Origin of the sequence: Ningiella ruwaisensis (assembly GCF_004798935.1) — a bacterium.
In the GTDB taxonomy this organism is placed as follows: Bacteria; Pseudomonadota; Gammaproteobacteria; order Enterobacterales; family Alteromonadaceae; genus Glaciecola; species Glaciecola ruwaisensis.
Genome location: NZ_RAHT01000003.1, coordinates 471,294 through 483,256 on the forward strand (window position 1 = coordinate 471,294; position 11,963 = coordinate 483,256).

Sequence of the window (11,963 nt, forward strand, 5' to 3'; positions counted from 1 at the left end):
GCGATAAATTCAACAGTGGTAGATGTAGCAGTATGAATCTGATTAGAGTAGCTAGCATGGAAATGAGACGCCAACTTGATGTGCTTGTTGTTGATGATGATTATGCAGACAGAAAAATCATCCGTCGCACGATTGCAGAGAATACCCACAATGCAAGTGTAGTGGAAGCGACTTCTGTTGCCGAAGGTCTAGAAAGACTTCGTCAGCAAAGCTTCGATGTTATTTTACTCGATTATCGAATGCCGCACGGAAATGGTATCGAGATGGTGCGTAATTTACGAGCTCGCTCAGATTTAGGCAGCGTCGCTATAGTAATGATGAGCGCTTCAGAGTCAGACGAGCTTGCAGTGGCTTGCCTGGAGGCCGGTGCACAGGATTTTATTCTAAAATCGGAACTACAAAAACTTAACTTACAGCGTGCGATTGTGCATGCGCAAAAGCGTTTTGAATTAGAACACAAGCTGCATCAAAACTATTTGGATGTAAAACATATTGCTGAAAAAGATCCGCTCACCGGATTGTCGAATCGTCATCATTTTTCTCAGCTAATGTCTATGCTCATTCAGGATGATGCACAATCCCATGTGGATGTGGCGCTAATTTTACTGGATTTGGATAATTTTAAATTTATCAACGACAGTTTAGGCCACGATGCAGGGGACAGACTGTTAATTGAGTTTTCTACACGCATAAAACATTTGTTACGACGACACGAAGGCTTTGCTCGCTTGGGCGGAGACGAATTTGCAATCATTTTAACCGGTATAAAAAGCGCAGAGCAGGTGGCTCAGGTTGCCGCTCGAATTCATCAGGCGCTGCATCAACCTATACAAATAAATGAGAATCAACTTTCGTGTAATGCCAGTGTTGGGGCGGCAATGTATCCACTGCACGCAAAAAATAAAGATCAATTGGTGAAATTTGCCGATGTCGCTATGTATGCGGCTAAGCGCGCAGGCAAAGGGCAAATTCGTGTGTATGATGAAATGATGCACAAAGAATTCAGTCGCCAATATGACATTCAGGTTGGTTTAAAAAAACACCTGCAAGAAGCGAGTTTTAGCATGCATTTCCAGCCGGTGGTGAATTTGGCAAACGGTAAGCAAATTGGCTATGAAGCACTTATCCGTTGGCCTGAAATGCAGGACGCGTTTGTCCCTGATGAGTTTATTCCTGTGGCAGAAAAGAATAACGATATTCATGCTATTGGCGAATGGGTTATCGACAAAGCCATTCAACAGATCGCACTGTGGCAAAAAACAACGGGCATTGAGCAGTTTATCGCGATCAATATTTCTCCTATCCAGCTACAGAGTGAGCGCGCTACTCACTACATTATTGAGCGTGCAGAATATTATCATGTTAAACCAGAAAGCATTGTACTTGAGATAACAGAGACTGCCTTATTTGAGCAGCAAAAAGCAATCAAGCATTCCATCGAAACCCTATCAAGTTATGGATTTCAAATATCCTTAGATGACTTTGGCGTGGGTTACTCGTCAATCTCACATTTAATTAACTATCCAATCAATATAGTTAAACTCGACAAATCCCTATTTAAAATGGATGAAAGCGAAGAAAAACGTTTGGCGATATTCGAGGCGCTTGCCAACATGCTTAAACGTTTAAATATGACAGTGGTGGCAGAAGGTATCGAAAATGAAGACCACTATAAACTCTGTCAGGCCTTAAATATCGACCATGGGCAGGGTTACTTTTTTGCGCGCCCTGCCGCGGCTCAACAGATTGAGTCTCAGTGGTTAGAAACAGCGTAAACGGCCATTAAACAAAAAAGTTAGCGCAATTTGCGCTTTAGTTTTTCTTGCCATTCGGGCGCAAGCCCATCGGACTGAACTGCCTGCTCAATTTGTGCCTGAGAATACCTTAGGCCGTCGGGGGCTTTTGTCATGAACATTACATCACGAACGCTTACAGGACGCTCATTTCGTTCTTTTAGTTTAATGACATCGCCGATATTTAAAATTCCCGGTTCCAAGACGCGATAATACCAGCCAGTGATCCCCTCTTGTAAGACAAAATGATCAACTTTATTGAGCTTGTAACGATGATTTATTTTGGCACAAGGCGCTCTTGGAGAACTTACCTGTAATACAACGCTGCCCATTTGATATACATCGCCAATGCAGACATTGCTTTCATTCATTGCAGGCGCAGAGATATTCTCGCCGATACTACCAAATTGCATCAGTGGAGCCGCTTCAGGAAAGGCTTGTTGAAGTAACAAATAGCTTGCTTGTGCATACTGATGAACTGCCATTTCAGGGCCGCCGTGTAATTTCTTGTTGCCCTGCTCATCTTCTATAGCACCATCGATTTCTATGCTAAGCGAATCAAAGGCCTGCTTTATAATGGAGCTAGGTGCCTTACGAGGACCAAAAGGCTGCGGTTTTCCTGCAAATAATCCAGTGACTTCCATGCAAAATCTCATTATGGTGATAAGCGTTTGTATGCTAGTGAAGTCAAATCGATTAAGCAAATACAAACGCGCTCAAAAGCAAACTTAGCTGATGAAAATCAAGTTTTTTATCCATTTTGAACACTCATGTAAACCTTAAAGCCCAAATCTTCGACAAAAGGTACAATGGCATCAACAATAGCAAGCAAAGCATGACAAGGACACTCAGGTTGGCTTCAAATAATGCATGCTCAGAACAATTGAGAAAGCAATCGAGTAATGACGAATCATTGCAAATAGCCTCTTGGATAGAGCAGGCTAAAGCCGGTGATGTCCAAGCTTTTAAACAAATTTATGAACGACATATCGCACTAGTGTATGGACTGTGTTTAAGGCTTTGCGCAGATAAATCGCAGGCAGAAGATGCAACGCAGGAAGTCTTTGTTCAATTATGGCAAAAACTCGACAGCTTTGATGGCAAAAGTAAATTTTCTACCTGGTTGCATGCTGTGGCAAGTAATGTATGTATTTCGTATATCCGAAAGCAAAAAGGCTGGTGGCAAAAAATGTTCTCGATAGTAGATGATCAAAATGGCACATCGATGGATAAGAGCGATGCTGGCAATTTTGATGCAGACGATTTACAGGCATTAATCATGAAGCTGCCATTGCGAATGCGGCATGTTTTTGTGCTTCATGCTCTGGAAGGATATCGCCATGAGCAGGTGGCTAAGATGTTAAATATATCAGCAAATACAAGTAAGGTGCAGTTTCATCGTGCAAGGGGCATGTTGGAGGAGTGGGTGAATGAATAAGCAAGATACATCAGACAAGCTAGACAGGCTGATCGCTGAATCACCTAAAGAACGATTGCCGCAGCGCGATTTGTGGACCGGGATAGAGCTGGCAATTGTTTCTGGCACGCAAATCGAAAAATCTGAAACCGAGGAGGCATCAGATAAGCGAACGCATTGGCAGACGTGGACTGCTTTAGCTGCTTCGATTTGCACAGTCGCAGTTGTTGCGTACATAAGTTTTGCGGTAAGCCAATTTGGAACGGGCACAGGTGTTCAAGGTAGAGAGTTAGTTGCGAATTTGAGCCAGTCTCACGAACAGCAGAAGCAGTCGTTACTGATAAGTTATGAAAAGGCTCCCGCACTTACAGATAATTGGCGGCAACAGCTAAGCGATTTAGAAGAAGCAGAAAAAGTAATTATTAAGGCTTTGGAGACATCCCCAAATAACCCGGCCTTGCTGCGCATGCTAAAGAATGTTTATGCACAACAACTTTCCCTCATTGAGCGTGTTCATGCGCCACAATGGCAACAAATTTAGGAGTACAAAGATGAATAGATCTCATATGAATGTGTTTACCAAAATTATGACCCTGACACTACTATTGGCGCTTAGTTTGGCAGCATTAGCTGGACAAACCGTCAATCAGAGCCTCGACGCAGAGCCTGATGGCATTGTCGAAATCGAACATATGTCAGGTAAAGCAAAGATTGTTGGATGGGAGCAAAATCAGGTAAAAGTAGAAGGTGAGTTAGGCGACGACACCAAAGAATTTATTTTCAGACGAAAAGGAGCATCCATTGAGCTCAATGTCGAAGTCGAACGAAACGATGGCTGGTTTTGGAACAATGACGGCAATATCGATGGGGATGATCTGACTATTTACGTGCCCATAAACAGCCGTGTTGAATATGATGCGACAAACGCCAGTCTTCAAATACAAAACATAAACGGTAGCGTGTCAGCCGAGTTGGTCAATGGGGATATTGATGCTAATAATTTACGCGGCGCGATAAAGCTGGAAACCGTTAATGGCGATATTGATGCCAAGCAGGTATCTGGAACCCTGGATATTGAGACGGTAAATGGCGATGTTGAGGTTATGCATGAAGGTGATGAAGAAGTGCAACTAGAGGCGGTTAACGGTGACCTGAAGCTAACGTCAAGCGCCAAAGATGTATCAGTAGAAACGGTAAATGGCAGTATTGACTTTAATCTCAAACAAGTGCGTTTTGTCGACGCCGAAACGGTAAACGGTGATATTCTCATCAGTATGGATTTACTCTCTGGAGCGGTTGTAAAAGCGGAATCAGTAGGCGGCAGAATTCGCCTAGCTCTGCCCTCTGACGTTGAAGCAAAGTTTGATATCGAAGTGCATGCAGGCGGAAGTATTCGAAACGATTTAACAGCCGATGAGCCTCAAAAGGCAGAATACGGACCTCGAAAATGGCTGTCTTTTACTACTGGTAATCCAAACGCTACAGTGGATATCAATACCGTCAACGGCAGTGTTCAATTAAAGCGGCAGTGATATAATTTAATCAAACAGTTAATAGAAAACTCGTTCGTACTTACCTAAAATAGACATCTGGTCAAACCAAATGTCTATTTTTTTAGCAAAATTTCGATAGTCGTTCATCAGAAAGAACATCAACTTAAGCGGCAACTCTACTACTAGCTGAGCGCTTTCAAACCAGTGCTTGCAAGCTGATAAGAGTACTATTGTCGACTTACCATAGCATTAAGCTTTCACTACTACTCTGTATATTTGTTTAACAATTAATTTTCCAAAAATAAATAATTGGTTAACAAATTGGACAGCTGATAATACTGTGTTGTTATTACCTCGAACAAGCGTTTGCTAGTTTTTGCTGGGCGAACCTACACACAATTATGTGACAGTGATTTAGGAGATTGACATGTCAAAACCGACGATTGGTTTTATCGGCCTTGGGCTCATGGGAAGTAATATGGTCGAAAACCTCCAGAAAAAGGGCTACTCGCTTGTAGTCCTAGACCTGAACAAAGACGCCGTAGCAGCTTGCACAGCGAGAGGAGCAAAAGCAGCAGAATCAGCAAAGGCGCTCGCCGAATCAGTTGATATCGTGATGCTATGTCTGACCACCTCGGCCATTGTAGAAAAAGTAATGTATTCTGAAGACGGCATTTTGGCTGGGATAAAGGAAGGCTCAGTTGTTATTGATTTTGGAACTTCTGTGCCTGCATCAACACGCAAAATCGGCGCTGATTTAGCCAAAAAAGGCGTTGGCATGATTGACGCTCCACTCGGACGCACGCCCGCCCATGCTAAAGATGGTTTACTGAATATTATGGCGGCAGGCGAAAAAGAGACGTTCAATAAAGTAAAACCCGTACTAGAAGAGCAGGGTGAAAACGTCTTCTATTTAGGGGAACTCGGTGCGGGTCATACGACCAAGCTCATCAATAATTTTATGGGTATGACAACCGTTTGTGCGATGTCACAAGCTTTCGCAGTAGCTGAAAAAGCAGGCGTAGACCGTCAGCAACTTTTCGACATAATGTCTACAGGACCTTCTAACTCTCCGTTCATGCACTTTTGCAAAAACTATGCAGTAGACAATGTAAGTGACCTTGGCTTTTCCATTGCAAATGCCAATAAGGATTTGGCTTATTTTCTGCAAATGGTGCAAGATTTAGGCACCGAGTCAAAAATAGCAGAAGGCTCTTCGGCCAACTTGCAAGCCGCTTTCGATGCCGGTATGGGCAGTGGCAACGTACCAGAAATCTTTGATTATTATCGCAAATTAGAAAAGTAAGCGTTTAAAACATAATTTGCTTTAATAAAAGAGGGGGGGACGATGCGTTATCCTTATTTATCACTTACGTTGCTCATGAGCGCTATTTTACTTTTGGCGCCATCAATAGCTTCTGCTGAAAGCTACTATATAGATTCAAAGCAGGCTTATGCAGATATCGCAGATGGCTTGCAGGCAGGCGATACTGTCATTCTTAAAAATGGTGTGTGGCAAGACTTTGAAATATTGCTCGAGGGCGAAGGAACTGAGCAAAGTCCCATTACGCTTAAAGCCGAAAAAAGTGGCGAGGTTATACTTAGCGGGCAGTCAAATTTAAGACTGTCTGGTAAGTACCTTGTGGTTTCAGGTTTGGTATTTAAAGATGGGTATACGCCTACCAGCTCAGTCATTGAGTTTCGAAAAGATAAGGATAACTACGCTTATCACTCAAGAGTGACAGAAATCGTCATTGACAACTATAATAACCCTGACAAACAAGAATCTGATTATTGGGTTGCACTTTATGGTAAACACAATCGCTTTGATCATAGCCATCTGGTTGGCAAGCGAAATCGTGGTGTCACGTTGGCCGTCAGACTCAACCATGAAAATAGCCAAGAGAATTACCACCAAATTGACCATAATTATTTTGGCTATCGGCCAATCTTTGGCTCAAACGGCGGAGAGACAATTCGTATTGGCACCAGCCACTACTCTTTAAGCGATTCGTTTACCCTCGTTGAAAACAATGTTTTTGAACATACCAACGGCGAAGTAGAAATTATTTCGGTAAAGTCAGGCAAGAACACGCTCAAAGGAAACTTATTTCTTGAAGCCAGAGGAACGCTTACGCTCAGACACGGAAACGGAAACATTATTGAAGAAAATGTGCTTATCGGAAACGGCGTTGATCATACAGGCGGTATACGCGTCATCAATAAAGATCAGATTATTCGCAATAACTATTTGGAAGGCTTAACTGGATTTCGTTTCGGTAGCGGATTTACCGTTATGAATGGTGTACCAGATTCACCTATCAATCGTTATCATCAAGTCGAAAACGCAGTGATTGAGAATAACACATTCATAAATGTTGAGCACATGCAGCTAGCTGCCGGAAGTGATGCTGAAAGAAGTGCAGTACCGATCTCGAGTCAGTTCACTAATAACTTAATCGTTAATCAAAATGGGCAAAATCCGTTTACCATTTCTGACGATGTCAGCGAAGTCCGCTTCGCTAAGAATATTAGTAATACCCAAGTGCCAAGTGAACTTAAAAATGGTTTTACCATTGAAGATATTGCGCTTGAACGAAACGAAAACGACCTTTTATTTCCTGCTAAAGCGTTTTCTACCAAAAACGGGACAGATGTTGGTGCATCACGTTCGCTGAAAAAAATATCAAAAGACGAGGTTGGGGTGAGCTGGTATCCAAAACTGTCGCCACTTGTCGAGTTTGATAGCGGTAAAACGAGACATATCAATCTTTCCACTCAAAGTTTATCAGAAGCGATTCAACAGGCAGAGTCTGGCGATACACTTTTGCTGGAAGCTGGTGACTTTGTCATTCCAAAGCTCATTCCCATCGATAAAACCCTGAGCATTAAAGCAAAAAACGCTCAACAAACGCGCTTATCGTGTGAGCGCACAGCGCTGTTTGAAATTCAGGACGGTGGCGCATTAAAGCTTGATGGGCTAGTGCTTTCAGGAGCGAACAGTCCAGATAGTGCCAATAATGCCGTAGTAAGAACACAAAAATGGGGCATGATTGAAAATTATCGATTCGAGCTTCACAACTCTATAGTTGAAAACTTAGACATCAATCACTCTTTCCACTTCTTTGTCTCGGGAAAGGGGGCGTTTGCTGATCATATTCATATCGAAAACAATCAGTTTAAGTCGGTCACTGGCGATATTATACAGCTTAATAAAGAAATTGAGGATTTGGGCATTTATAACGCTGAATACATCACTTTCCATCAAAATCAGTTTTCGGATATAGCAGGCGCACTAGCAAAAGTGTATCGCGGCGGCACCGATGAAAGTACCTTTGGACCGCACTTTTTGTTTACCGACAATCAAGTCAGCGCAACAGGCAAGGGTAAGCGAAACAAAGAAAACGCCAGTGTTTATTTGCATGGTGTTCAGCAAACGCATATTGCAAACAATCTCTTTGAAAATAGCGCACCTATCGTAATTGAACATACGGTTGGTGAGCCACAAACGCTGATTGAAAATAATACGTTTAAAGCCACAGAGAGTCCGAACATTGTCGAGCTTCGCGTTGACGGCCCGCACACTGCCAGACTTAACAACAACACGGTACTTAATTAATGGTATTAAAAATGGCTCATGTCACACTTTTTAAAGCTCAAAGTTTTTCAAGATTAGATCAATCTGTTATGCACCTATTGTGCTTAGTCCTTGCTACTTTAAGTATATTGGCACAGAGCCCTAAGGTACTGGCAGAGCACCCGAATTTAGTAATAACCAAGGCACAAGTGCCCCTCATGCGAGAAGCATTGGAGTCAGAAGGACGATTTAAGGACGCCTATACAAGCATTAAAGCGCAGGTGGATGCAGCAATGCAAAGTGCTGTTGATGTGCCCATTCCTAAAGACGGCGGCGGTGGCTACACGCACGAGCGCCACAAGAAAAACTACCAGCTCATGCTGGATGCGGCAAAAATCTATCAGTTAAGTGGAGATGTCGTCTATGCAAACTTTGTTCGTGATATTTTAATAGAGTATGCGCATCTCTATCCAACACTTGATGTACATCCTGCCCGCAAAGTGAAGTCGCAAAATCCCGGCAAGTTATTCTGGCAGAGTCTTAACGAAGCAGTTTGGCTTGTGCATACCATTCAGGCTTACGATCTCATCTACAACGCACTTGAGACAGATGAGCGTAAAGCGATAGAGCAAAACCTTCTGCGTCCGGTGGCTTTGTTTTTGTCCGAAGGTCAGCCATCTACTTTTGACAAGGTACACAATCATGGTACCTGGGCGACTGCAGGTGTCGGTATGGCAGGATACGTGCTGGACGAGCCGGAATGGGTAGAAAAAGCATTGTTGGGGCTTGATAAATCAGGCAAGGGCGGGTTTTTACGACAACTTGATGAGTTATTCTCTCCACAAGGTTACTACAATGAAGGACCTTACTATCAGCGCTATGCACTAATGCCCTTTGTGACATTTGCCAGTGCAATTGAAAATAATGAGCCTGAGCGAGAGATCTTTTCGTACCGCGACAATATCCTTTTAAAAGCCATCGATACCACTATTCAGTTGAGCTATAACGGTTTGTTCTACCCTATTAATGATGCCATAAAAAGCAAAGGCATCGATACCATTGAGTTGGTGCACGGGGTCACTGTAGCTTACGGTCTCACGCAGGATCCTGAATATTTGGATATTGCCAGGCAGCAAGCACAAATCATATTGTCTGGTGATGGTTTAAAAGTAGCGCAAGCGCTGGATATGAGGCTTGAACAAGCCTACACCTTTGACTCGGTCGCATTTGGAGATGGGAGCGATGGTAAACAAGGTGCATTGGTCATCATGCGAAGCGATATTCAGGGGCCACAAGCCGTATTGTTTAAACCTGCTGCACAGGGCTTGGGTCACGGCCATTTTGATAAGCTTACCTGGCAGTTCTACGATAAAGGCGCTGAGATAGTCTCAGATTATGGTGCAGCTCGCTTTCTCAACGTTGAGGCAAAGTTTGGCGGAAGATATTTACCTGAAAATGAAAGCTATGCAAAGCAAACAGTGGCACATAATACGGTGGTTGTAGATGAAATCAGTCATTTTAATGGTGATGTAGATATTGCCAACCAGAATGCGCCAAAGCTTAATTTTTTCCAGAGCAATGAGCATGGAAGTGTGGCAAGCGCAGAAATTGATACCGCATATGAAGATATATTATTACAACGCACCATCGCGCTAATTGACTTAAAAGAACTGAATCAAAGCATCGTACTCGATATATTTGATGTGAGCAGTGATAGCGCGCGTCAATTCGATTTGCCTTTGCATTATCACGGTCAAATTGTAGATACCAGCTTTGAGCTTAGTGCATATACTGACCAACTATCGCCGCTTGGCGAAAATAATGGATATCAACATCTATGGCTTAAGGCGAGTGCAAGTCCTGAACAAGCCTTGGCTCGTGTTACCTGGCTTCATGATAATGGACGCTTTTATTCGCAAACCAGTTTAATCAATGATGAAGAGCAGTTTCTCTTTACGCAGATAGGTGCAAACGATCCAAATTTCAATCTCAGAAATGAGAACGGCTTTATCCGACGCGTTTCTGATGCTAAGCGTCATCGCTACATATCAGTGCTAGAGCCGCACGGAGAGTACAACCCAAGCAAAGAATATACATTGGACGCTCAAAGCAGCCTTGAATCGATTGAGACTCAGCAAATTGAAACAATCAATTTGTATGAGATACATATCGCAAATATGCGCTATTTAATTGCGATAAACACTGAGGAAGGGATTGATGCAGATGCAACAAAATCCTTCAGCTACAAGGGCAAGTCATTTAATTTGATTGGGCATCTTGGCGTTTTCCTAATCGATTCATCCAACTAGCCTGGCTTGTGCGTGAACGCGGAAGCAGGGCATAGTAAAAGCAAGATATTGGTAAGATAAAAGATTTAAAGGAGCAATACATGCAACAGCAAAGCGAACATTTTATGTTTGGTGACAAAAGTCCTATTGAAGATATCGGTGGCGGCTTGAAGCGACAAATGCTTGGCTTTAATCATGAGCTGATGGCTGTGAAGGTTTGGTTTGACAAAGGCGCAGAAGGCTATGTGCATAAGCACCGGCACTCACAGGTTACCTACGTAGAGTCGGGCGAGTTCCATTTTAATATTGGTGGTGAAATTAAAATTCTCAGAGCAGGTGACAGCTGTCTTATACCGCCAAACGTTGAACATGGCGCAATATGTCCTACAGGCGGCATTTTGATTGATACTTTTAGTCCAGCCAGAGAAGACTTTGTCGGTGAATAGAATATTCTTTATTGGTGAGTGCATGGCGGAATTGCGGGTGTTGGATAACGGCGACTTGAGACAATCTTTCGCAGGTGATGTATACAACTCCGCTGTATATTTGAAGCGCTGCTTTAAACAGTTCGATACCGCGTTGTTTACTGCGGTTGGCAACGACAAGCTTAGCCAAAGAATGATAGCTCGTCTGGATGAGGAAAATTTGAATACCGAGTTTGTTTTCAAACACCCGGATAAAACGCTTGGTCTATACATGATTGAAACCGATGAGTCGGGCGAGCGCAGTTTTTCCTATTGGCGCAATGATTCGGCGGCTAGAAAACTGGTTAACTTTTTAGACGACACGCTAGTAAATGCACTTAATCCTGAAGATGTTATGTTTTTTTCTGGCATTTCGCTTGCGGTTATAGATGAAGATACACGCGAACGATTCTGGGAAATAATAGACACACTCAAGGACCGAGGATTAAAGATTATCTTTGATTCCAATTATCGGCCCAGACTTTGGAGCTGCGTGCAAGAGGCAAAGTATCAATATGAACAAGCTTTAGCTCACGCCGATATGATTCTTCCCAGCGTTGAAGATTTACAGCCTCTGTTTGGCGTAGGCAACCCGGAAGAGCTCGTTGCTTTTTGCCGCTTGTATGACATTGAAGAAATTGTCGTAAAAGATGGCCCAAATTCTGTGCTCAGCTCATATCAGGGGCAGCAGCAATACCATCAAATAATTCCCGTTGAAAAGGTTATCGATACTACGTCGGCAGGCGATGCATTTAATGGCGTATACGTCGGTGCAAGACTGTCAGGCAAATCAGTTGACGAAGCGGTGAAACAAGCCGCGTGTGCCGCTGGCGTGGTTATTCAGTTTGCTGGCGCCATTGTACCTTACGACCACTTTATGAAGGCAATTAAGGCTTAACTACTAACTTCCAACATCTACAAGAGAGACTTT

10 protein-coding genes are annotated in these 11,963 nt (G+C 43.1%); 9 read left to right on the forward strand and 1 reads right to left on the reverse strand.

The window, feature by feature from the left end:
• The first annotated feature begins 56 nt into the window (after positions 1-56).
• The gene (locus D6V41_RS08455; RefSeq protein WP_168710989.1) at positions 57-1,775 is read left to right on the forward strand and encodes a putative bifunctional diguanylate cyclase/phosphodiesterase; all 1,719 of its coding nucleotides are present in this window, start codon (positions 57-59) and stop codon (positions 1,773-1,775) included.
• A 20-nt stretch (positions 1,776-1,795) separates the two neighbouring features.
• Here D6V41_RS08455 and D6V41_RS08460 read toward each other — a convergent pair whose 3' ends face one another.
• The gene (locus tag D6V41_RS08460; protein ID WP_136251030.1) at positions 1,796-2,437 is read right to left on the reverse strand and encodes an MOSC domain-containing protein; all 642 of its coding nucleotides are present in this window, start codon (positions 2,435-2,437) and stop codon (positions 1,796-1,798) included.
• Between the two features lie 209 nt (positions 2,438-2,646).
• Here D6V41_RS08460 and D6V41_RS08465 point away from each other — a divergent pair, with 209 nt between their 5' ends.
• The 8 genes from D6V41_RS08465 to D6V41_RS08500 all read left to right on the forward strand — a co-directional run bounded on the left by D6V41_RS08465 (position 2,647) and on the right by D6V41_RS08500 (position 11,930).
• Positions 2,647-3,231 (forward strand): RNA polymerase sigma factor, encoded by a 585-nt coding sequence (locus D6V41_RS08465; RefSeq protein WP_241664480.1) that lies wholly within the window; start codon positions 2,647-2,649, stop codon positions 3,229-3,231.
• Positions 3,224-3,751, forward strand: coding sequence for a hypothetical protein (locus tag D6V41_RS08470; protein ID WP_136251032.1), 528 nt, complete (start codon positions 3,224-3,226; stop codon positions 3,749-3,751). The genes D6V41_RS08465 and D6V41_RS08470 overlap by 8 nt, the downstream gene beginning before the upstream one ends.
• A 10-nt stretch (positions 3,752-3,761) precedes the next feature.
• Positions 3,762-4,742, forward strand: a complete 981-nt coding sequence (locus D6V41_RS08475; RefSeq protein ID WP_241664481.1) for a DUF4097 family beta strand repeat-containing protein — start codon at positions 3,762-3,764, stop codon at positions 4,740-4,742.
• A 388-nt stretch (positions 4,743-5,130) separates the two neighbouring features.
• The gene (locus D6V41_RS08480) at positions 5,131-6,009 is read left to right on the forward strand and encodes an NAD(P)-dependent oxidoreductase (RefSeq protein WP_136251033.1); all 879 of its coding nucleotides are present in this window, start codon (positions 5,131-5,133) and stop codon (positions 6,007-6,009) included.
• A 42-nt stretch (positions 6,010-6,051) separates the two neighbouring features.
• The gene (locus tag D6V41_RS08485) at positions 6,052-8,322 is read left to right on the forward strand and encodes a polysaccharide lyase 6 family protein (RefSeq protein WP_136251034.1); all 2,271 of its coding nucleotides are present in this window, start codon (positions 6,052-6,054) and stop codon (positions 8,320-8,322) included.
• A gap of 68 nt (positions 8,323-8,390) precedes the next feature.
• A complete protein-coding gene (locus D6V41_RS08490) occupies positions 8,391-10,589 on the forward strand; it encodes a heparinase II/III domain-containing protein (RefSeq protein ID WP_136251194.1) in 2,199 nt (732 codons plus the stop codon).
• An 80-nt stretch (positions 10,590-10,669) separates the two neighbouring features.
• Positions 10,670-11,014 carry a cupin domain-containing protein gene (locus D6V41_RS08495; protein ID WP_136251035.1) on the forward strand — a complete coding sequence of 115 codons (345 nt, stop codon included), beginning with the start codon at positions 10,670-10,672 and terminating at the stop codon, positions 11,012-11,014.
• A complete protein-coding gene (locus D6V41_RS08500; protein ID WP_136251036.1) occupies positions 11,007-11,930 on the forward strand; it encodes a sugar kinase in 924 nt (307 codons plus the stop codon). The genes D6V41_RS08495 and D6V41_RS08500 overlap by 8 nt, the downstream gene beginning before the upstream one ends.
• Positions 11,931-11,963 lie beyond the last annotated feature (33 nt).